Source organism: Collimonas sp. GW821-FHT07E08 (assembly GCF_059418905.1).
The window spans coordinates 46,649-68,420 of sequence record NZ_JBWKQR010000012.1; the positions used below are offsets into that span (position 1 = coordinate 46,649).

21 protein-coding genes are annotated in these 21,772 nt (G+C 60.3%); 9 read left to right on the top strand and 12 right to left on the bottom strand.

What is annotated here, in order from left to right; translation table 11 throughout:
• Positions 1-32: 32 nt before the first annotated feature.
• Complete coding sequence (locus tag AC07RZ_RS16525; protein WP_494668737.1) at positions 33-1,076, top strand: questin oxidase family protein; 1,044 nt, start codon at positions 33-35, stop codon at positions 1,074-1,076.
• 31 nt (positions 1,077-1,107) lie between these two features.
• Here the strand turns inward: AC07RZ_RS16525 and AC07RZ_RS16530 are convergent, their stop codons facing one another.
• Genes AC07RZ_RS16530 through AC07RZ_RS16540 form a run of 3 tightly spaced genes read right to left on the bottom strand, consistent with a single transcriptional unit; the run spans position 1,108 to position 5,127 of the window.
• Positions 1,108-2,190, bottom strand: a complete 1,083-nt coding sequence (locus AC07RZ_RS16530; protein WP_494668738.1) for a lactonase family protein — start codon at positions 2,188-2,190, stop codon at positions 1,108-1,110.
• Positions 2,191-2,200: 10 nt separating this feature from the next.
• Positions 2,201-3,784 (bottom strand): galactarate dehydratase, encoded by a 1,584-nt coding sequence (garD, locus tag AC07RZ_RS16535; protein ID WP_494668739.1) that lies wholly within the window; start codon positions 3,782-3,784, stop codon positions 2,201-2,203.
• A complete protein-coding gene (locus tag AC07RZ_RS16540; protein WP_494668870.1) occupies positions 3,781-5,127 on the bottom strand; it encodes an MFS transporter in 1,347 nt (448 codons plus the stop codon). The genes garD and AC07RZ_RS16540 overlap by 4 nt, the downstream gene beginning before the upstream one ends.
• 313 nt (positions 5,128-5,440) lie before the next feature.
• Between AC07RZ_RS16540 and AC07RZ_RS16545 the strand changes: the two genes are divergently transcribed.
• The 3 genes from AC07RZ_RS16545 (at position 5,441) to AC07RZ_RS16555 (ending at position 9,598) form a co-directional block, all read left to right on the top strand.
• A complete protein-coding gene (locus tag AC07RZ_RS16545; RefSeq protein ID WP_144738003.1) occupies positions 5,441-6,199 on the top strand; it encodes a FadR/GntR family transcriptional regulator in 759 nt (252 codons plus the stop codon).
• A 260-nt stretch (positions 6,200-6,459) separates the two neighbouring features.
• Positions 6,460-7,371 carry a 5-dehydro-4-deoxyglucarate dehydratase gene (gene kdgD, locus AC07RZ_RS16550; RefSeq protein ID WP_494668740.1) on the top strand — a complete coding sequence of 304 codons (912 nt, stop codon included), beginning with the start codon at positions 6,460-6,462 and terminating at the stop codon, positions 7,369-7,371.
• Between the two features lie 649 nt (positions 7,372-8,020).
• Positions 8,021-9,598 carry an aldehyde dehydrogenase (NADP(+)) gene (locus AC07RZ_RS16555; protein WP_494668741.1) on the top strand — a complete coding sequence of 526 codons (1,578 nt, stop codon included), beginning with the start codon at positions 8,021-8,023 and terminating at the stop codon, positions 9,596-9,598.
• A 65-nt stretch (positions 9,599-9,663) separates the two neighbouring features.
• Here AC07RZ_RS16555 and AC07RZ_RS16560 read toward each other — a convergent pair whose 3' ends face one another.
• The 5 genes from AC07RZ_RS16560 to AC07RZ_RS16580 all read right to left on the bottom strand — a co-directional run bounded on the left by AC07RZ_RS16560 (position 9,664) and on the right by AC07RZ_RS16580 (position 13,627).
• Entirely contained in the window at positions 9,664-10,461 is a 798-nt protein-coding gene (locus AC07RZ_RS16560) for a transporter substrate-binding domain-containing protein (RefSeq protein WP_494668742.1), read from the bottom strand.
• 14 nt (positions 10,462-10,475) lie between these two features.
• Positions 10,476-11,252, bottom strand: coding sequence for an amino acid ABC transporter ATP-binding protein (locus AC07RZ_RS16565; RefSeq protein ID WP_494668743.1), 777 nt, complete (start codon positions 11,250-11,252; stop codon positions 10,476-10,478).
• Positions 11,236-11,889, bottom strand: coding sequence for an amino acid ABC transporter permease (locus AC07RZ_RS16570; protein ID WP_092400142.1), 654 nt, complete (start codon positions 11,887-11,889; stop codon positions 11,236-11,238). Before AC07RZ_RS16570 ends, AC07RZ_RS16565 begins: the two co-directional genes overlap by 17 nt.
• Positions 11,886-12,641 carry an amino acid ABC transporter permease gene (locus tag AC07RZ_RS16575; protein WP_494668744.1) on the bottom strand — a complete coding sequence of 252 codons (756 nt, stop codon included), beginning with the start codon at positions 12,639-12,641 and terminating at the stop codon, positions 11,886-11,888. Before AC07RZ_RS16575 ends, AC07RZ_RS16570 begins: the two co-directional genes overlap by 4 nt.
• Before the next feature lie 146 nt (positions 12,642-12,787).
• Positions 12,788-13,627, bottom strand: coding sequence for an NAD-dependent epimerase/dehydratase family protein (locus tag AC07RZ_RS16580; RefSeq protein WP_494668745.1), 840 nt, complete (start codon positions 13,625-13,627; stop codon positions 12,788-12,790).
• 254 nt (positions 13,628-13,881) lie between these two features.
• Between AC07RZ_RS16580 and AC07RZ_RS16585 the strand changes: the two genes are divergently transcribed.
• Positions 13,882-14,328 carry a nuclear transport factor 2 family protein gene (locus AC07RZ_RS16585; RefSeq protein ID WP_494668746.1) on the top strand — a complete coding sequence of 149 codons (447 nt, stop codon included), beginning with the start codon at positions 13,882-13,884 and terminating at the stop codon, positions 14,326-14,328.
• A 73-nt stretch (positions 14,329-14,401) separates the two neighbouring features.
• On the opposite strand, the gene AC07RZ_RS16590 is transcribed toward AC07RZ_RS16585, so the two are convergent.
• The 3 genes from AC07RZ_RS16590 to AC07RZ_RS16600 form a co-directional block, all read right to left on the bottom strand.
• Complete coding sequence (locus AC07RZ_RS16590) at positions 14,402-14,680, bottom strand: hypothetical protein (RefSeq protein ID WP_144738011.1); 279 nt, start codon at positions 14,678-14,680, stop codon at positions 14,402-14,404.
• Positions 14,681-14,772: 92 nt separating this feature from the next.
• Positions 14,773-16,194, bottom strand: a complete 1,422-nt coding sequence (locus AC07RZ_RS16595; protein WP_494668747.1) for an SH3 domain-containing protein — start codon at positions 16,192-16,194, stop codon at positions 14,773-14,775.
• 50 nt (positions 16,195-16,244) lie between these two features.
• Positions 16,245-16,379, bottom strand: coding sequence for a hypothetical protein (locus tag AC07RZ_RS16600; protein WP_494668748.1), 135 nt, complete (start codon positions 16,377-16,379; stop codon positions 16,245-16,247).
• Between the two features lie 299 nt (positions 16,380-16,678).
• Between AC07RZ_RS16600 and AC07RZ_RS16605 the strand changes: the two genes are divergently transcribed.
• From AC07RZ_RS16605 to AC07RZ_RS16615, 3 genes are all read left to right on the top strand, one after another.
• On the top strand, positions 16,679-17,005 hold the full coding sequence (locus AC07RZ_RS16605) for a metalloregulator ArsR/SmtB family transcription factor (protein WP_494668749.1): 327 nt from the start codon (positions 16,679-16,681) through the stop codon (positions 17,003-17,005).
• A 13-nt stretch (positions 17,006-17,018) separates the two neighbouring features.
• Positions 17,019-18,443, top strand: coding sequence for a DUF2867 domain-containing protein (locus AC07RZ_RS16610; protein WP_494668750.1), 1,425 nt, complete (start codon positions 17,019-17,021; stop codon positions 18,441-18,443).
• A 239-nt stretch (positions 18,444-18,682) separates the two neighbouring features.
• Positions 18,683-19,087 carry a hypothetical protein gene (locus AC07RZ_RS16615; RefSeq protein WP_494668751.1) on the top strand — a complete coding sequence of 135 codons (405 nt, stop codon included), beginning with the start codon at positions 18,683-18,685 and terminating at the stop codon, positions 19,085-19,087.
• A gap of 51 nt (positions 19,088-19,138) precedes the next feature.
• Here the strand turns inward: AC07RZ_RS16615 and AC07RZ_RS16620 are convergent, their stop codons facing one another.
• Positions 19,139-19,327 (bottom strand): hypothetical protein, encoded by a 189-nt coding sequence (locus AC07RZ_RS16620; protein ID WP_494668752.1) that lies wholly within the window; start codon positions 19,325-19,327, stop codon positions 19,139-19,141.
• Positions 19,328-19,478: 151 nt separating this feature from the next.
• On the opposite strand from AC07RZ_RS16620, the gene AC07RZ_RS16625 reads away from it, so the two are divergent.
• Positions 19,479-21,683, top strand: coding sequence for an OsmC domain/YcaO domain-containing protein (locus tag AC07RZ_RS16625; protein ID WP_494668753.1), 2,205 nt, complete (start codon positions 19,479-19,481; stop codon positions 21,681-21,683).
• The last annotated feature ends 89 nt before the right edge of the window (positions 21,684-21,772 follow it).

Sequence of the window (21,772 nt, forward strand, 5' to 3'; positions counted from 1 at the left end):
CGCCAGTCAACCACTGATCTTGGGCCTATCACATGAATCAACGACTACGCGAACCAACCCTGCACCGCCTGCTTGACGCCAATGTCCGCTATGCCGACGACAACAAAGGCTTGACCAACCACTGTCCGATGGCGCTGTGCGCGCTGGCCGGAATGGGCGCGCAGCCGGCGCGCCTGCAGGAATTTTTCGACACCTGGCAACGCCGCTCGGCCGTGCCGGCCCGACCAGTGCTCAAGGCGGTCGGCCGCGATACCTGGCTGGCCTGCATCGGCGACGCCAGCGCCGTCAGCGCCCTGCGCGAATATTTTGAAGAATGGATCTGGAGCGCCGGCGCCGACGCCGTCCTTGAACAAGTGCTGGACAGGATACCGTTTGCGCCCGCAAGCGGCGCCTTCCATGCCTTGATCCGGCTTGCATACGGCCTGGAAGCACAGCACCTGAGCGAAATCGCTGCGGGGCTGGCGGCGCTGGTCTGCGGCAACCTGCACATCGACACGGGACCACACCAGCGAATACCGGCTGCCTCGGTCAACCAGGGTCTGGCCATCTTGTCGCGCGCGCTGCATGGCACGGTATTCACCGGCAGCCTGATTGTTACGCGCCTGCGGGCGGTGGCCGGCTACCCGCTGTTCTACGCAGTGCTGCCGGCGGCGCCGGCGCAGCCGCAACTGCTCGACGATATGGCGCGGGCCGCCATTTCCCTGTATTGGCAGACCAACAATTTCACCGCCCTGCATGTCGTCACCGGCTTGCATGCCGCGCGCCGCGTACTGTCCCGTCTGCCGGCGGCGCTGGTCCAGCGCCTGCTGCCGGACCTGTGGGTAGCGGTTTGCGCCGCGTACGTATCGATAGGCGCGCCGCCCCTGGCGGCATCGGATGTGATCTCGGATGATGTAGAAACCTTGATCGACAATGCGGATACCTGGCAAGACCTGTTCACCACCGCCATCGCCTCCGACGACGACCACGTGATCAAGATGGTCTACACCTGCTATTGCGAAAACCTGCGCGCGCCGTCGCCGCTGTACCTGGCGGCAGCGGCGCGGCGGGCCGGCCGCATGTTCCAGATGCATTGACGATCGGTCGTCGTCACCTTGCCGGCGACGGCTATGGCAGCTCGACGATCTCGACCCAGTTGGGATTTTTCCCCATGTCGTAGCGGTGCAGCAGCTGCAGCGCGCCGGTTTTCTGTTCAATGGCGTAGCTGCTCATGCGGTTCGACTGCTGGCCGACCGCCAGCAGGTAGCGGCCGCTTGGGTCGATATTGAAGCCGCGCGGCTGGGTCTCTGTCGGAAAATTGCCGATCGGAGTCAATGCGCCGCTGTCGGGATCGACGGCAAACCCGGCCAGCGTGCTTGAGGTGCGCTCCGAGGCATACAGGAAACGGCCGTCCGGCGTCAGGTGCAAGTCGGCGGGCGCCAGCGCCGCGCCCTGGAAATCCTTGGGCCGCAGCGAAACGGAAGCCAGCAGCGTCATGGCGCCGGCGGCGGCATCGTAGCGATAGGTATTGAGGCTGCCGTCCAGTTCGTTGGTGCCGTAGACGAAACGGGCGCGGCGGTCGAACACGAAATGGCGCGGACCGGCGCCATGGCTGGTTTCCACATACGGCGGAACGCCAGGCGTGACCTGGCCGCTGGCCGCATCGAAGCGATATTGCTGGATGACGTCGCCACCCAGGCTGCTGGCGAACAGATGGGTGTTGGCAGGATCGGTTGCTACCGCATGGGCTTTTTCGCGGGTCGGGATCACGGCCAGCGGCGGCGCCTCGACCTCGCCCTTGGCGGCGATCGGATTGATGGAAATCTTGCTGCCGGTGTAGGACGCCGCCAGCAAAAAACGGCCGGTCTTGTCGGTCGCCAGGTTGGCCATGTTGTCGGCCAGCGGTACGGTCGACAGCAAGCCCAGCTTGCCGCTTTGCCGATCGATGGAGAAGCTGCTGACCGAATACGGCAGCGAACGCAAGGAGGCATACAGGAATCGGCGGTCGGGACTGACCGCCAGCGGCATCACCGTGCCGCCGGCCGCCACTTTCTCCACCAGGGCGACGCTACCGTCCGCCTGGCTGAGCTCCATGACATAAATGTCGCGGCTGTCGGCGTTGGACACGTACACCATGGTTGCGGCCGAAGCCGATGCGGCGCACGCCATGAGCGCCAGGGAGGTACACAGCCGGCCGAGGTTATGGTGCATTTCTGTCCTGTCAGGTAATCGGCGCCGGATTGAACAGCGTCAAGGCATTGTGCAATTTGTGGTGTTCCGCCCAGGTCTGCTTGCGCCCGCTGGCCACATCCAGCATCAGCTGGAACAATTCCCAGCCGACCTCTTCGATGCTGGCCTCGCCGCTGGCGATGCGGCCGGCGTTGACATCCATCAGGTCGTGCCAGCGCCGCGCCAGGTCGTTGCGGGTGGCGACCTTGATGACCGGCACCGCGGCCAGGCCGTAAGGCGTGCCGCGGCCGGTGGTGAATACGTGCAGGTTCATGCCGGCGGCCAGCTGCAGCGTGCCGCAGACAAAATCGCTGGCCGGCGTGGCGGCATAGATCAACCCCTTCTGGCGCAGCTTGTCGCCCGGCGACAGCACGCCGGAAATCGTGCTGCTGCCGGATTTGACGATCGAGCCCATGGCTTTTTCGACGATGTTGGCCAGGCCGCCCTTCTTGTTGCCGGGCGTGGTGTTGGCGCTGCGGTCGACGCCGCCGCGGGTCAGGTAATCGTCGTACCAGGCCATCTCGCGGATCATGGCTTGCGCCACCTCGGCGCTGGCGGCGCGCGCGGTCAGCTGGTCGATGCCGTCGCGCACTTCGGTGGTTTCGGAAAACATCACGGCGGCGCCGGCGCGCACCAGCAGGTCGCTGGCAAACCCTACCGCCGGATTCGCCGTCACGCCGGAGAAGGCGTCGCTGCCGCCGCACTGCACGCCGACCACCAGCTCCGAGGCCGGGCAGGTAACCCGGCGCCGCTTGTCGAGTTCCGCCAATTGCTCCCTGGCGGTGGCCATGATGGAAACGATCATCGATTCGAAACCGACGTGTTCGGCATCCTGCAGGCACACCACGCGCAAGCCGTCTTCCTTGCCGCCGGTGCTCTGGATCGGAATCGAGCCTTGCGGGAACAGCCGGCCCGGCTGCAGTTTTTCGCAGCCCAGGCTGACTACCATCGCCTGGCCGCCGAAATTCGGATTCATGCTGATGTTGCGCAGGGTGCGGATCGGAATCTCCGCGCCCGGCGCGTCGATCGCCACGCCGCAGCCGTAGGTGTGCTCCAGGCCGATGACGTCGTCGACATGGGGATAGCTCGACAGCAGCTCGGCCTTGATGCGCTTGACCGCATGCTCCACCACCCCCGACACGCATTGCACCGTGGTGCTGATCGCCAGGATATTGCGGGTGCCGACCGTGCCGTCAGCGTTGCGGTAACCCTCGAAGGTGTAGCCTTCCAGCGGCGCCGCCGCCACCGGCTTGCGGGTGGCGATCGGCAGGTTGCTCAGTTCCCGTGCCGGCGGCATCCTGACCAGCGATTCTTCGATCCAGCTGCCTTGCGCGATCGGCCGCTGCGCATAACCGATCACCACGCCGTAGCGCACGATGGCCTCGCCTTCAGCCAGGTCGCCCAGGGCAACCTTGTGGCCTTGCGGCACCTTGTCGCGCAGCACCAGCCCGCAGGGAAACACCGAACCGGCCGGCAGGCCGCCGTCGTTGGCGACAATGGCGACATTGTCTTGCTCCTGCATGCGGATATACAGCGGCGTGTTGCTGTCTGTTTTGTCGGTTGCTGCCTTGCTCATGATTCCACTCCAGATAATTTCTTGTATGGCTGCCCTGCATCGTCCAGCGGCTTGAGCTCGACGCGCTTGATGTCTTTCACGATCACCAGGTAGCTGACCACGGCCAGCAAGGCGTTGGCGCCGACATACACCAGCGCCCACTCGAAGGAGCCGGTCTGCTTGATGATGTAGCCGATCACGATCGGCGCCGTGATGCCTGCGATGTTGCCGAACATGTTGAACAGGCTGCCGGTGAGGCCGATGATTTCCTTCGGCGAGGTATCCGCCACCACCGCCCAGCCCAGCGCGCCGACGCCCTTGCCGAAAAACGCCAGCGCCATGATGCCGACCACCATCCATTGGGTATCGACGTAATTGCACAAGATCATGGTAGTCGACAGCAGCAGGCCGGCGACGATCGGGATCTTGCGCGCCCAGGTCAGCGAGAAGCCGCGCTTGATCAGGCGGTCCGAGATCAGGCCGCCCAGCACGCCGCCGAGAAAACCGCAGATCGCCGGCAAGGACGCCACGATGCCGGCCTTCAGGATCGACATGCCGCGCTCCTGCACCAGGTAGATGGGGAACCAGGTCAGGAAAAAGTAGGTGATCGTATTGATGCAATATTGGCCCAGGTAGACGCCGGCCAGCATGCGGTTGCCGAGCAGCTGCTTGAGATAGCCCAGCTTGACGCCGCGGTTCACCTGCGCTCCCTTGCCTGCCGCCTGTCCCAGGCCCTGGTCCATCTCGACCAGGCCGCCGCCGTCGCGGATATGCGCCAGCTCCGCCGGCGTCATGCGCGGATGGTCTTGCGGGCTGTGCATCACCCGCATCCAGATCATGCTCAGCACCAGGCCCGCCACGCCCATGACGACAAACGTTTCCGACCAGCCGTAAGCGTGCGTGATCCAGGCCATCAGCGGCGCGAACAGCACAGTGGCGAAATATTGCGCGGAGTTGAAGATCGCCGAGGCGGTGCCGCGCTCGGTGGTCGGGAACCAGGCGGCGACGATGCGGCCGTTCGCGGGAAAAGAAGGCGCTTCCGCCAGGCCCACCATGAAGCGCAGCATGAACAAGGCCGGCACCGCCCACAGCACGCCGAGGAAATGTACGCCGCCCTGCAGCAGCGTAAACAGCGACCAGATGAAGATGCTGGCGGCGTAGACCCGTTTCGATCCGTAGCGGTCGAGCAGCCAGCCGCCCGGCAGCTGTCCCAGCACATAGGCCCAGCTGAAAGCCGAGAAGATGAAACCCATGGTGACCGCGTCGAAGCCCAGTTCGCCCTTCATCGCAGTGCCTGCAATGGACAGGATGGCGCGGTCCGCGTAGTTGAAAGTGGTCACCACGAACAGCATGAACAAAATCATGTAGCGCAGCTTGCCGCGCGGGGCCGCTGCCGGCCCGGCCGTTTTATCGATATTCACCTGCGTCTCCTGTTTCGCCAGAGTCGGCGCCTGCGGCAGAGCGGCCTGGAATGCGCAGCTTCCGCCACCCGCGGCCTTGGCCGCATGCTGCGGGTCCAGGCCGGGGCTTGTTACAAGGCGCCGTTCTTATTATTCTTGATGTTTAACCTGCGTTAAACTACCTTGATGTTATCAGTCATCCTACAACTTGAATCGTAGTATAATCAGCCAGAAATAATTTAGCAACTAGATTTACCTTTCCCGCGGCCCCTACCCCATGAATACACCGCTCACTACTCAGCCCGACCCTGGCGCACCGCGCAAGAAACATCGCAACCTGGCGCAGAGCGTGGTCGCCAATATTGCCGACAGCATAAGGAACGGCAGCAGCAAACCCGGGGACAAGCTGCCGACCGAATCGGAACTGATGCGTACCCAGGGCGTCAGCCGCACCGTGATACGCGAGGCGATTTCGCACCTGCAGGCTTCGGGACTGGTAGAGACGCGGCACGGCATCGGCACTTTCGTGCTGGCGGCAAGCAGCTCCGGCAGCTTCGACATCGATCCGGAAACCGTGATCACCATGCGCGATATCCTGGCCATCCTGGAACTGCGCATCAGCCTCGAGGCGGAAGCCGCGGGGCTGGCGGCGGCGCGGCGCAGCGACGAGCAGCTGGCGCAGATGCGGATGGCGCTGGACGCCTTCCAGAAGAGCGCCCACGAGCACGGCGACTCGGTGGCGGCCGACGTCCAGTTCCACCTGCATATCGCGCAAGCGACCGGCAACCGCTATTTTGTCGACATCCTGACCCACCTCGGCACCACCATCATCCCGCGCACCCGGATCAACTCCGCCAGACTGGCGCATGACGATCCGGCGGCCTACCTGGACCGCGTCCACCGCGAGCACGAAGATATCTACAACGCCATCGTGCGCCAGGACCCGGAGACAGCGCGGGCAGCAATGCGCACCCACCTGAGCAACAGCCGCGAGCGCTTGCGCAAGGTGCAGGACAGCATGGCGCTGGCGTCGTAAACAGACACTGAAAACCTCGCTGCCGGCGCGCCCGGCAGCTTCATGGCAACGTTCCACCCCCTGCTCGCTTTCCCCGCCGCCTGACCCGGCCTTCCGCGCACGGCTCATCCCCTTCCCACTACAACAAACAACATTATCCGGCTTGCATACTGCAAATCTTTGTTGTACGATGACTGATAACTTAATCATCCGGACGCCTGGCGCCCTTTTGCGGCGAAAGCGTCCGATTATCAACCGCAGCACTACTTCATCCCGAGACCATGAATCCTCAAGAACTCAAACAAACGCTTTCCGCCGGCCTGCTGTCATTCCCGATCACCGATTTCGATGCGCAAGGCGAATTCCGCCCGAGCACTTATGCAGCTCGGCTCGAATGGCTGGCTCCCTACGGTGCAAGCGCCTTGTTTGTGGCAGGCGGCACCGGCGAGTTCTTTTCGCTGACCACCTCCGAGTATTCCAACGTGGTAAGGGTGGCGGTCGAAACCTGCCGCGGCAAAGTGCCGATCCTGGCCGGCGCCGGCGGCCCTACCCGCACCGCCATCGCTTTTGCGCAGGAAGCCGAACGCCTTGGCGCGCAAGGCATCCTGCTGATGCCGCACTACCTGACCGAAGCGTCGCAAGACGGCCTGGTCGCGCATGTGGAAGCCATCTGCAATTCGGTCAAGTTCGGCGTAGTCGTGTACAACCGCGGCATCTGCCGCCTGAACGCGGACTCGGTGGAACTGCTGGCGGCGCGCTGCCCTAACCTGATCGGCTTCAAGGACGGCATCGGCGATATCGAGCTGATGGTATCGATCCGGCGCCGCCTCGGCGACCGCCTGAGCTACCTCGGCGGCCTGCCGACAGCAGAACTGTTCGCCGCCCCCTACAAGGCGCTCGGCGTGCCGGTCTATTCTTCGGCTGTATTCAATTTCCTGCCGAAGATGGCGATCGATTTCTATACCGCAATCAAGAACGACGACCACGCCACCACCGGCCGCCTGCTGGACGATTTCTTCCTGCCTTACCTGGCGATCCGGAACAAGAAAGCCGGTTACGCAGTCAGTATCGTCAAGGCCGGCGCCACCATTGTCGGCCATGACGGCGGCCCGGTACGCACACCGCTGGTTGATCTCAATGCGGAAGAACATGAGCAACTGAAAGCACTGATCCTGGCGCAGGGGCCGCAGTAATTATCTGAACGGGCAACGGCAGCGCTGACGGGTAATACGTACCCGGACTGAAGCAATTCGCGGCTGTTGTTTTTGAAGTTGTAGTTGCTTTTGAAGTTGATTTTGACGTTGGGGTTGAAGTTGCTTTTGACGTTGGGGTTGAAGTTGCTTTTGACGTTGCCGTTGGGGTTGCTTTTGAATTCCGCATTGGGACGTTGCCAAATCCGGCGCGTGTCAGCCGGGAATTGTGGGGGACATGTTTGAGCCGAAGGCGAGTTTTGTTCCCCACCCGGCTGACACGCGCCGGATTTGGGGACCCGACCGAAGGGAGGGCAACGGCTTTGCGGTCGCCTTTTCTTTGCTTACTTTCTTTTGGCCGGGCCGCGTAAGGCGAAGCAAAAGAAAGTGAGCGGCTGCCGGGCCGCTCCCGGCTTGTACCCACGGAGTAGAAAACATTTTAGGTAACACCGAACGAAGGACATCGCATGCCACCGAACGTACTCCGTGGCCCGTTAAATGGGGTCAGAGTAATTTTCGCAAAAGGCGCGAAAAAAAACTCTGACCCCATTTAACTGCTGTTGTGGTGGCAGATATATACAACCGTTTTTGTGGTGGTGGATATATTTCACTGCTTTTGCGGCGATACGCATAATCGAATTGAGGAACATAAATGAATATCACTGGTGAAATGCTCATCGGCCAATCCGCGGTACGCGGCACAGAAGGCAGCCTGCGCGCCGTCAACCCCGCCACCAACGAAACCATCGCCCCCGATTTCGGCGCCGGCGGCGCAACCGAAGTGGCCCGCGCCTGCACCCTCGCACAACAAGCTTTCGACAGCTATCGCGCCACCACGCCCCAGCAACGCGCAGAATTCCTGGAAGAAATCGCCAACGGCATCCTGGCGCTGGGCCCCGCCCTGATCGAACGCGCAACGCAAGAATCCGGCCTGCCCACCGCCCGCCTGGAAGGCGAACGCGGCCGCACCGTCGGCCAGCTGCGCCTGTTCGCCAGCGTACTGCGCGCCGGCAATTACCTCGGCGCCACCCTCGACTCGGCAATGCCGGAACGCACCCCGCCACGCTCCGACCTGCGCCTGCGCAAGATCGCCATCGGCCCCGTCGCCGTCTTCGGCGCCAGCAATTTCCCGCTAGCGTTCTCGGTAGCCGGCGGCGACACCGCCTCCGCGCTGGCGGCCGGCTGCCCGGTCGTGGTCAAGACCCACAATGCCCACCCCGGCACCTCAGAACTGGTAGGACGCGCAATCCAGCAGGCAGTCGCCGCCTGCAAACTGCCCGAAGGCGTGTTTTCCCTGATCATCGGCACCGGCAATGAAGTCGGCCAGGCCCTGGTCAGCCACCCGGCGATCAAGGCAGTCGGCTTTACCGGCTCGCGCCAGGGCGGCCTTGCGCTGATGCGCGCAGCGGCGCAACGGCGTGAACCGATCCCGGTGTACGCCGAGATGAGCAGCATCAACCCGATGTTCCTGCTGCCGCACGCACTGGCCGCGCGCGCAGCGAAAATCGGCGCGGCTTTCGTCGACTCGCTGACCATGGGCGTGGGACAGTTCTGCACCAATCCCGGCCTGGTGATCGGCCTGGCCGGCGAGCACCTGGCGCAGTTCCAGGAAGCGGCATTGCAGGCATTGAAAACCAAGGCCGCCGGCACCATGCTGACGCCCGGCATCCACGGCGCCTATGCCGCCGGCATCGAACGCATGGGCGCGGTAGCCGGCGTCGATACGCTTGGCCACGGCCAGGCGGCAACCGCGCCATGCGCAGCCCAGGCGACGCTGTTTGCCACCGACGCCGCCACCTTCCTCGCCACCGAGCAGCTGGAAGATGAAATTTTCGGCCCCAGCTCGCTGCTGGTTTCCTGCAGGGACGAAGATGAAATGCGCGCCGTCGCCGAACACCTGGCCGGCCAGCTGACCGCCACGCTGCAACTGGATGAGCAAGACCACGCGCTGGCCCGCAAGCTGCTGCCGACGCTGGAACGCAAGGCCGGCCGCATCCTGGTGAACGGTTTCCCGACTGGAGTGGAAGTATCTTATGCGATGGTGCACGGCGGCCCGTTCCCGGCGACGTCCGACAGCCGCAGCACCTCGGTCGGCGCCACTGCCATCGACCGTTTCCTGCGGCCGGTGTGCTACCAGGACTTGCCGGCGGCCCTGCTGCCGGCCGAACTGCAGGACGGCAACCCGTCAGGCTTGTCGCGCCTGGTGGATGGAAAGTACGTCACGGTTTGACGATCCCGGCCGTCGCCGGCTGCTCCGGGCCGGCGCTGGCAACACTGCTGCCGGCGTTGCGCGGTTCAACCGGCGTTCGCGATGGTAGCCGGCAAATCGCGGCCATGGTATTTCTTGTAGATCGCATTCAGCTTGCCATTCTTGTGATTGGCGACAACCCAGGCATTGACCCACTCCTTCAGCTTCGGCTGGTCTTTGTTCATGGCGATGCCCAGGTCAAAATCCTTTTGCGCGAATTTCAATTCCAGGTTCTTGGCCGGCGCCCGCTTGATCATTTCGGCCAGGTTGGAGGGCGTGCTGGAAAAGATCTCGATCTGTCCGGTCACCATCGAGGTGATCAAGGTCGCATCGTCTTCATAACGCATGATTTCCGCGCCCTTGGCCAGCTGCGTGGTGAGCGTATCGTTGACGGTGGCGCGGGTCAGGCCGATGCGCTTGCCGGCGAGGTCGGCATAGTCCTTGATCTTGATGCTCTTCGGTCCGCCGACGATGATCGTGATCACCGCATACGGCACCGAAAAATCGACCACCTTGGCGCGCTCGGGCGTGATCGACAGGTCGGCGATCACCAGGTCGGCGCGCTGCGCCTGCAAGGTCGGCACGCGGGCGGCGTTGGTGATCGGCACCAGTTCCAGCTTGACGCCCAGGTCGTGCGCCAGCTGCGTCGCGGTGTCGACATCCGAGCCGGTCGGCTGCAGGTTGGCGTCGGCGTAGCTGAACAGCGGCGTGCCCATGGCGATCGCCACCCGCACCTTGCCGGCTTTCTTGATGTCGTCCAGCTGGTCCGCCAATGCCGCGTGGGCCGCTCCGCAGAATAGCAAAGCGGCGATGCAGCCGCGGGTAAAAAGTGTGTCGAGTTTCATGCCTGTCTCCTGTTTTATGGAATAGTTATGTGACGCAAAATCCGGTCCGGCTGCAAACCGTTGTTGAGGAAAGCGCGCAGTTCCGCGGTTTGCGGCGCGTCCAGCATGTCGCCGGGGCCGACTTCCCATACCTTGCCTTGATGCATGTAGATGATGCGGTCGGCGACCCGCTTGGCGAACGCCATTTCATGCGTCACCAGCAGCATCGTCATGCCGCCGGCCGCCAGGTCTTCCATGACGCGCAGCACTTCGCCGGTGAGCTGCGGATCGAGCGCCGACGTCACTTCATCGAACAGCATTACTTTCGGCGCCATCGCCAGCGAACGCGCGATCGCCACCCGCTGCTGCTGGCCGCCGGACAACTGTTCCGGGTACGCCGCCGCCTTGTCGCCCAGGCCGACCTGCTCCAGCGCCGCCAGCGACACCCGCAACGCTTCCGCGCGCGGCTGGCGCTTGACATGGCGCAGCGCCAGCATGATGTTCTCCTGCACCGTCAGGTGCGGAAACAGGTTGTAGCTCTGGAACACGATGCCGACTTCCTGGCGCAGCCGGTGCAGGTCGACCTGCGGATCGTCGACCCGGATGTCGCACACCTCGATGCTGCCGGAATCGATGGTTTCGAGCCGGTCGATGCAGCGCAGCGCCGTGCTTTTTCCGGAACCGCTGGCGCCGATGATGGCGATCATCTCGCCCTTGCCGACTTCGAACGAGACACCCTTGAGGACCTGGTTGGCGCCGAAACTTTTGTAGATCTGGTCCAGCTTGACGATTGGGTTAGCGATTGCCGACATTGAGCTTATTCTCCATAGCTTCGCTCCAGCGCGAAAGCGGGTAACACAGTGCGAAATAAAAAGCCCCGACCAGGCTGAAGATCAGGAACGGCTGGAAAATCGAGTTGTTGATGATCTGGCCGGCGCGCGTCAGTTCGACAAAACCGATCACCGAGGCCAGCGAAGTCATCTTGATGACCTGCACCAGGAAACCGACGGTCGGCGGCAACGACAGGCGCAGCGCCTGCGGAATGATCACCAGGCGCAGCGTCTGCCAGCGCGTCAGCGACAGGCATTCGGCGGCTTCCCACTGCGGTTTCGGCATCGCTTCGACGCAGCCGCGCCAGATGTCGCCCAGGTAGGCGCTGGTGTAGACCATCATCGCCAGCCCGGCCGCCACCAGCGCCGGCAAGGCAAAACCGTAAACCGACAAGCCGTAGTAGACGATGAACAGCAGGATCAGCAGCGGGATGCCTTGTATCGATTCGATGTAGAGCAAGGCCGGCAAACGCAGCCAGCGGCGCGGCGAAATGCGCGCCAGCATGACGCCGAAGCCGCCGATGCTGCCGAGCAGGAAGGCGATCAGCGACAGCAGCAGCGTCCACCAGATCGACTGCGCCAGGTAAATCAGGTGGGTCCAGCTGAAGTTGCCGATCATGTCGTCCTCCGCTTGCCGGCGCCGATCGCGGCGGCCTCGGGGGCAGCCGGCTGCTTCCGGCCGGCTTGCGCCGCGGCGCGCCGGATCGCCCGGCGCCGCTTGAAGAAATATTCGCCCAGGCCCCAGGCCAGCAGCTTGACCAGCAGCGACAGCACCAGGTACAGGCAAGCCACCACGATATAGGTTTCCAGCGAACGGAAGGTATCCGACTGCACGGTGTTGGCGATCGCCGTCAACTCCTCGGCCGAGATCTGCGAAGCCATGGCGGAAGCCTGCATCATCAGCAGGAACTGGCTGGTCAGCGCCGGGTAGACCTTCTCTATCGAGGGCTGCAGCATCACGTGCCAGCCGATGCGCCAGCGCGACAGGCCGAGGCATTCGGCCGCTTCGATCTGGCCGCGCGGCACTGCTTCCAGTCCGGCGCGGATGATTTCAGCGGCGTAGGCGGCGATATTGATGATCATCGCCAGCACGGCAGCAGCGAAGGTCGGCATGTGGATGCCGAGGCTGGCCAGGCCGAAATACAAGAGGAACAGCTGCACCAGGAACGGCGTGTTGCGCACCGCGTCGATGTATACCGAACAGGCTTTCGACAGCCATTTGCGGCGGCCGCGCTTGGCGAAAGCCACCAGCGTGCCGATGCTCACTCCGGCCACTACCGCGACGCCGGTCATCTTCAGGGTCAGCCATGCGCCCTCAAGGAACACCGGCCAATAGGGAAGAAGATCGCTAAAGTGAAGAGAAAAACTCATGACCGACGAATGCTCCTGTAGCTTTTTCTGCTTATCTCGGCGCGCCAATCGCGATTTTCATCTGCCGACTGCCGCGGTCTCCCTGCATTCCGCCCCGGCTGCGCTTTTTTTTGCGCTTGTTCCGGGGACTTGCCGTTCAAGCCGGCTTATTGCGGCTCGAACGGTCCTGTCACTGTAAACATGCCGCCCTGGTACATGCGCACCGGATCGTCCGCGGCCGGCAGAGGCTGCGCCTCGACCGCGGCGCGGAACTGTTCCGAGCTGTCGCGCGGCCTAAAACCGAGATGCGCGGCATGGCGGTTGTTCCACCAGACGCCGTTATTGTCGGACATGCCGTACACCACCGTGTGGCCGACCTGCGGCGTGAACAGGCTGCAGCGCAGCAGTTCGGTCAGGTCGTCGTAGCTCAGCCAGCAGGCCAGCGCGCGCCGGTCTTTGGCGGTGGGGAAGGAATTGCCGATGCGGATGCTGACGGTCTCGATGCCGTAACGGTCGAAATACAGCTGCGCCATGTCTTCGCCGTATGATTTGGACAAGCCGTAATAACCGTCCGGCCGCCGCAGGTCGTGGCTGTCGATGACCTGGTCTTGCCGGTAAAACCCGGTGACGTGGTTGGAGCTGGCGAAAATCACGCGCTTGACGCCATGCCGCCGCGCCGCTTCGTATATGTGGAACACGCCCTTGATATTGGCTTCCAGGATTTCCTCGAACGGCCGCTCCACCGATACGCCGCCGAGATGCACGATGGCGTCGCAGCCGGCCACCAGCGCGTCCACCGCGGCCCGGTCGGCCAGGTTGCAGGGCTGCACTTCTTCGTTTGGCGCGGCGTCGCCGGCCAACACCGCCGCCAGGTCGGAAACCCTGACGGTGGCGGCGAACGCTGCCAGCCTTGGCCGCAATACCTTGCCCAGGCCGCCGCCGGCGCCGGTCAACAACAGGCGCCGGAACTGCGCGCCGCCCTCTGCACTATTTGTCTTGTCGCTCATGCCATGTCCCGTGCCGATGCCGATTTGAGAGAGATCGCAGACATTGTGGCGTATCTGCGATTGCTGTGCTCCCGCTTATTGTTATACGTTGTCATACAACTTAATCGATTATGTATTGCCTGCGTCCTTCTTGTCAAATCATCGGATATATCCCTCGATATATTGGATAGGTCCGCGTAATCCGGCTATTCTCGACGCTATTTTATGTTGTATGATGACTGATAAGAAAACAAACCACCACCAAGGAGACCCCGATGTTTAAGAAATGGATGTATTTGTGCACTGCAATGGTCTGCTCCATGATCATTGCCCAAGGCGCAGCAGCCGCCCCCGATGAAGAAACCGTCGCTGAACAAGTCGAAAAACTGCGGGCAGCGATGCTCCATCCCGGCGACCGTGCGGCGCTCGACCGGCTGGTCATGGACGAACTGAGTTACGGCCACTCGAACGGCAAGGTGCAAGACAAGGCGGAATTCATCGGCGCGCTGGTCAGCGGCGAATCGGACTTCGTCAGCATTGCCCTGTCGGACCAGAGCGTCAAGATTTCGGGAGATACCGCGGTGGTGCGCCACACCCTGGCAGCAGTCACCAATGACTCCGGCAAACCGGGCAATGTCTCCCTGAAGATCCTGATGGTATGGAAGAAGCACGGCGGCCACTGGCGCTTGCTGGCGCGCCAGGCGGTGCGTTTCAGTGCCTGAGGCTTACTGAGCCGGGTCAAATGCAGCAGGATTGCGCGCTATCTAGCCGGCGCGGTCCTGCTTGCCGGCCCTCTCAGGAATTTTCAATTTCCGACGTGGTGAATTCAATGCCGCCGACCCATTTTGCAACCAGGTTGTAGACCCATGCGCCGAACAGCGTAAAGAGAAAACCGACAACCAGGTAAATGAACGGCAGCGCCAGCATCGCGCCGATCGCCGGCGCTTTGCTCCCTGGCATCACTGAAAGAAACAGGATCATGAGGATAATGATCGGCAAGGAAACAACGAAATAAAGAATCGCCACCACCTTGGCTGTCTGCACCGGCGAAATGTTCAAGATCTGTTTTTTCATGATTTTTTTCCCTTTTATGAATTATTGAATTACCAGCTTAAATTGCCTACCCGCGATTACCCCATTCACTGATTTACGGCCTTGGCATCGATTCACCTGGCAGCCACATGCACCAGGCTCGTCATCGCATCCACATACAAGTGCTGTTCATCTGCCAGCAATGGCAGCAGCGGCGTGACCGAAACCTGGTTCAGCTTCGTCATGCGGACCTTTCCCCCCGGATCGCGGAAAACGGCAAACGGCACGTCCTGTATGACATAGGGCTCGCCATTGACCTGCCCCAGAATCATCAGCACATGTCCGGGAACCGCGATCAGGTCGCCGACCTGTGCCGCCATTACCGCCTCGACGCGGGCCTGGTGAGAATCCGAAGCTGAAAAAACGCGCTGCTGCAATGCCGGGCTGCGGCCCTGGGCGCCGGAATTGGGAGGCAGGAAAATTCCCATGCTGCGGTACACCTCGCTGGTGAATCCGCTGCAGTCGCGGGCGTTGTAGAGATGCCCCCAGCCATACCGTTCGCCGAGGAACTTGAATCCCTGGCGGATGATGTTGGCTTTGGTGAACGGCAGATAGCCGGGAGAAGTGTCCTTGATCTTCTGCAGCAATGCGGCCTTGAAACCTAACGACCCGTCTTCGCGGCGTACCGGAAGATCTACCGTCCAGGATACGTAAGGCCCCTGGCCGTTCACCGGCTCGCCCTCAGCCAGCCGCGCAAGCGGGACCCGCACGCCCATGTCAAGCTGAAGCTCCGAGACCTCGGGCGCTTCCGGCGTGAATACCGTCCGCACTTTGTCTCCGGTCACTACCCGAAACGGCTGCTTGCCGGCATAGGCAAACACTTCTGCGGCAGCCCCCTCGGCGATGTCCGCGCGCGCTACCCAGGCAGGAGCTTGTTCGCTCAAGACCAGCAGCCACTGGCCGTCGACGCTCGCATGCGCAACGATGACGGGATCGCCGGGGAAAAGCGTGCCGCCCTGGAAGCTTTCGAAATCCAGGAGATCCTTCGACGGGAAAGCCTGCAGCGACGTCGGATAGGTGCGCAGCTGCGCGCGCCGCACGCTTAACCCGTAGCGGGTGGGAGTGCTGGCCGGGATCCGGCCGGCGCCGATATTGGCCTCGATCGCCACTATCGCTGCTTTCGGGATGGCGTTTCCGGCTGCATCCACCAGCGGCTTGGTCAGCGGTTCTGCAGCCTCTTTCAGCCACAGGAGCACCTGCTCGCGGGACAAGGCGGGCCCGACCTTGGCGAGATCGTGCATGGCGGGATCCGCCGCATATGTTTTTGCATTCAGGACATCGATCTGCTGCCGCGACATCAAGACTTTGTCCGGACTGGAAGCCCGCGCGATCCAGTAGTCGGGAGCAAGCATCGCCTGGTCGAAACCGATCACTCCCGACGGTGGAACCGCAAGCACATTGTTTTGCGCGGCGGCGGTTGCCGCGATACAGAGCAAGAGAGGAAACACCAGCCCACGGAACATCGATCTCCTCGGCTTGGCCAGCGCCATTTTCATTTGGCGATCCCGCGAGGAAGGCGCCGAGACAGGTTCGGTTCCCAGGGCATTCAAACCTTTCCCGCCGGCGTGCGCATCGCCATGAACAGCGTCGGCAACATTCCTAAAAGGACCGCGATCGATGAAAGGCCGAGAACCGCATAAGCCGTTCCGGAAACCAGGAACTTCCTGTCAAATCCCATCATCGACCTCCCATGTGCTTGCGCATCAAACACCGCGCCATATTGCCGTACGCAAAGAATTGCCTATGCTGCCACGAATAAGGGGAGCAATCAATATTAAATAAGACAGCTGCCTGTACTTCTATATTTGGCAGATGGCGGTATTGCTGGATGGCAGAAAAGATACTCGCCCCGCTCTCAAACGCTGCTTCAGATGTCTTCTTGGTTCGCTCGGGTCGCAGCCACTCGATAAATTGCTTGCTTCTTTATTTTTTCAAGATTAATATAATTAACAAATAAGTTAATAGATTGGTTTGTGAAAAATGGCCGCATCTCTCGACAAAATCTTTGAAGCCTTAGCTTCAATACCAAGACGCCAGATCTTGGCCTACCTTACCGAGGCCGAACTCAGCACGTCTGAGCTTGCCGAGCGCTTTTCCATGAGTGCGCCGGCGATTTCGCGGCATCTGTCGGTCCTGGAAGCCGCTGAGCTGGTCACTAGCGAGCGCAAAGGCCAGTTCGTCCTCTACAAACTCAACGCTGACAGCTTGGTTAACAGCCTTACCGGTTATGCGCTGGAACTCTGTCCGGTAGGCCGTCCGCTCAAGCAGGAATCTCGAGGCATTGCCAAACGTCGTAAAACTGAATAGAAGAGAATGTCCAATGCCAAACCTGACTCAGATTGCCGATTCCTTCCCTTCCGTTCGGATTCCCTCTGAATCCGGCGGTTTAGCAGTGGAAGTATGTTTGATTGCTCAAATGGGCCACGGTGCGGGCAGCCATTTGTTTGAAAGCGTAGCCTCTAGGCAGCGGCAGCATGATGCTTTTGTGGATGAGCTGGATGAGCCTTCCGTCAAACTGGGCGGGACCAATTTCCCCAAAGGTGACGCCACTTCTTTGTATTCGTTTGCAGTCGGTCCCTCCGGGCATCCGTTTCACCGCCATGCCGGCCATCGGATCTTTACCGCGGTGTCCGGAAGCGGCGGCGCGCAGTTGCGTTTTTCCAGCGCGTCTACACAGCAAGTTACGGAGGACCCGCGTAATTTTGTGAGGGCACTGCGTTTTGTCAATATCCCGCCGGATTGCATGTTCACAGTGCGTTTCGGAGGAGAAACCTGGCATCAGTTTTCCCCTCTATCGCGCAGATCGATGCATCCGGCATTCTTTGCGCTTTCTTGCCATACCAATGAACTGGGCGGAAATTTGTCGCATGAGTTGAAAGAAAAGGTCCTCGCCAATGAGGCTAGCATTCCGGCATTGACCGAACTGCTGCCGCCGGAGGTTACGGCGCTTCTTGAGGCGCAAGAATTTGACGCGGCGTCGATTCCTACAACGATTCTATCGTTGGATGCGCCGCCAGGAACTTTGCATCACGCGCTCTGCAACGTAGTAAGGGCCAGCGTGGGCTGGCTGCGCGGAGCATGGAGTTCGTGGCAGGAAGCCTCTGGTTTCGTGTCATACGGCGGATCTGGCCGTGCCGTCAAGGAACTCAAGGCAGCGCCTGCAGGTTCCTTGTTGAACAAGCAGCTTGCCGGCATGCCGGTGCATCATGACGATGCATTTTCTCTGCGGATTACGGGCGCCAGTTTCAAGGACGCCAGCGCCGCGCAATTGCTGGCCTCCGTGCTGGAGGGCTTTTTACTTAACCGGCCAGGTGGGGTATCCGGCCTGATGGCGCTGCGAAATGCATTGGTCAAACCTTTGGGCTTGCGTACTTCGCCGCTGGGATGTCCGGTTTCGTCGCTGCTGTCGTCCGATACCAATACATTCTTTGCGAAGTGCTATCCAGTTTTCGACCAATCAGTCAATCCTGGTGACACGTGGGCACAAGTCATTCTTGGCGCCAACGACAAGCATCTGTTGTTCAGGTCGTGCGTCGCCGTTGAAATCGTTGACAAGCATCATGTCGATATAACACTGGGCACCCGTGTTCATTGCAAGAATCTGTTCGGCAGGTTTTACATGAAAGCCATTACCTACATCCATCGGCACTACATCGCGCCAGCCATGCTAAGACTTGCGGTGGAATTTGCACTTGGGAATGAGGTGAATTCAATGCCGCCAATCCATTTTGCAGCAAGGTTGTAAACCGAGGCACCGGACAGCTTACAGATAAAACCGACGATCAGATAAATGAACGGTAGCGCCATCCAATCAATAGGCGTACTTGATAATGCATACATTCACATAAAATCGCCATCTGGAAATTTGGGCTTTCCATGAGAGGAGCAATTGAGAAATTTCAAAACAACGTGCCTATAGACGATTTAACTTTGAATTTATTATAAAATTGATATTATTTTGTCTAATTAATCGTTGGAGCACATATGAATTTTCTATTTCGTCTATTCAAAAAAAAGCCAGAAGCTCCAGCCGTTCCGTCCAGCAAAAAACCGGAATCTTTGACCATTCCGCCGCAAAATGTCGTTGAATTCAACGACGAACAAGTCACTCGCACGACGGCAGACGGGATACGAGACACTCTTTTATGGAGCGAACTTCAAGCGGTCAGCATTATCACAACTGATGGCGGACCATATGTTGACGATGTGTTCTGGGAGTTGCGCGGCACATCAAGTGGATGCCTGGTGCCGAGCCAGGCAGAAGGCGTAAAGGAATTGCTATCGAAGCTGCAGGAACTTCCCGGATTCAACAACGACGCGGTTATCCACGCCATGGGGAGTACCGATAGTGCAAAATTTTTGTGTTGGCAGCGAGAATCTGGATCCTAATCTGGTGAACTAGTGTCAGTAGCGGCAACAACGGCGTGACCTAAACCTGGTTCAGTTTCGTCGTTCGGACTTTTCGCCGAGTCGCAAAAAAGCGGCAAACGATACGCCCTGCATGACATAGGGCTCGCCACTGACCCACCCCACAATCGTCAGCACGTGGCCAGGAACCATGATCAGGCCGCCACCCTGTGCGGCCAATACCGCCTGGATACGGACTTGGTGGGAATCGCCATGCAGCATGAAAGCTCGCCGGTTCCAACCATGTACTGCGCCATGGCGTTCGCCTGCCAAATTACCAATATGCGCCAGCGCTTGAGGAAACCACCGATACTTTGCACGGTACCGGCGTGGCGGCGGATAATAGCGGCTACATCATTTTTAGAATTCCCCCATGGAAATCAAGGTCAACTTTCTCGATAAGCTGCGTCTGGAAGCCAAGTTCGATGACTTCACGGTAGTGGCCGACCAGCCTATCCGCTATAAGGGCGATGGCTCGGCGCCTGGTCCCTTCGATTATTTTCTGGCCTCGTCGGCCTTGTGCGCTGCGTACTTTGTGAAGTTGTATTGCGTAACTCGCAATATTCCTACTGAAAATATCCGCCTGTCGCAGAATAATATTGTCGATCCGGAAAACCGGTACCAGCAGATTTTCAAGATTCAGGTCGAGTTGCCGGCGGATATCTCTGCCAAAGACCGCCAGGGCATTTTGCGCTCCATCGACCGTTGTACGGTGAAAAAAGTGGTGCAAGCGGGCCCCGAGTTTGTCATTGAAGAAGTACAGAACCTGGATGCCGATGCCCAGTCGCTGCTGACATTGAAGCCGGCTTCCGACGTCAGCACCTATATTGCGGGCAAGGACCTGCCGTTGGAGCAAACCATCGCCAATATGTCGGGCGTTTTGGCGAACTTGGGCATCAAGATTGAAATCGCTTCGTGGCGTAATCTTGTTCCCAATGTGTGGTCGCTGCATATCCGCGATGCGCACTCGCCGATGTGCTTCACCAACGGCAAGGGAGCGACCAAGGAAAGCGCGTTGGCGTCGGCGCTGGGAGAGTATATCGAGCGGCTGAATAACAACCATTTCTACGCCGGCACATTCTGGGGCGAAGACATCGCCAACGCGGCGTTTGTGCATTACCCGAACGAGCGCTGGTTTAAGCCTGGCCCTAAAGATGCGCTGCCGGCTGAAATTCTGGATGAGTATTGCCGGCAAATTTACAATCCCGACGGCGAGTTACATGGCTCGCATCTGGTCGACACCAACTCCGGCAATGTGCAGCGCGGTATCTGTTCGCTGCCGTATGTGCGGCAGTCGGACGGCGAAGTGGTGTATTTTCCATCCAACCTGGTCGAAAACCTGTACGTCAGCAACGGCATGAGCGCCGGCAACACGCTGGCCGAAGCGCAGGTGCAATGCCTGTCGGAAATTTTCGAACGGGCGGTAAAACGCGAAATCCTGGAAGGTGAAATCGCGTTGCCCGATGTGCCGCAGGAAGTGCTGGCGAAATACCCTGGCATCCTGGCCGGCATCCAGGCACTGGAAGAGCAAGGCTTTCCGGTGCTGGTGAAGGATGCGTCGCTGGGAGGGGTGTACCCGGTGATGTGCGTCACCTTGATGAACCCGCGGACAGGCGGCGTGTTTGCCTCGTTCGGCGCGCACCCAAGCCTGGAGGTGGCGCTGGAGCGCAGCCTGACGGAACTGCTGCAGGGCCGCAGTTTTGAAGGCCTGAACGAATTGCCTCGGCCCACCTTTGCAAGCGAAGCCGTGACTGAGCCAAATAACTTTGTCGAACACTTCATCGATTCCAGCGGTATCGTGTCATGGCGCTTTTTCAGCGCCAAAGCGGATTTCGATTTTGTCGAATGGGATTTTTCCGGCCAGGGTGAAAACTCCAATGCCGAGGAAGCCGCGACCTTGTTCGGCATTCTCGAAGACATGGGCAAACAGGTGTACATGGCGGCGTACGACAATTTAGGCGCCGTGGCCTGCCGGATTCTGGTGCCCGGTTATTCCGAAATTTATCCGATAGAAGATTTGATCTGGGACAACACCAACAAGGCGCTGTTGTTCCGCGCCGATATTTTGAACCTGCATCGCCTGGACGATGCCAGCCTGGAAGCGCTGCTCGAGCGCCTGGATAACAATGAGCTCGATGAATATTCCGACATCGCCACGTTGATCGGCATCGAATTTGACGAGAATACGGACTGGGGGCAACTGACGGTCCTCGAGTTGAAGCTGCTGGTTCATCTCGCCTTGCAGCAATTCGAGGCGGCGCATGAGCTGGTGGGAGCGTTCCTGCAGTACAACGACAACACGGCCGAGCGCGGATTGTTTTATCAGGCATTGAATGTGGTGCTGGAGGTGCTGCTGGATGACGACTTGGAACTGGACGATTACGCGGTCAATTTCCGCCGGATGTTTGGCGATGCTCGGATGGACGCGGTGATGGGGTCCGTGGACGGCAGCGTGCGTTTCTTCGGGTTAACGCCGACGAGCATGAAACTGGAGGGGCTCGACAGGCACCAGCGCCTGATCGACAGCTACAGGAAATTGCATAAGGCTCGGGCCAATGTGGCGGCTACGGTCAGCTAGGGTTACCAGTCATGGCTGGAGGCGCTGATGCTGTTCATCCCTGTGCGTCAACGTTTCATCTAAAAATGAATACTTGTGCATCGGAGAAA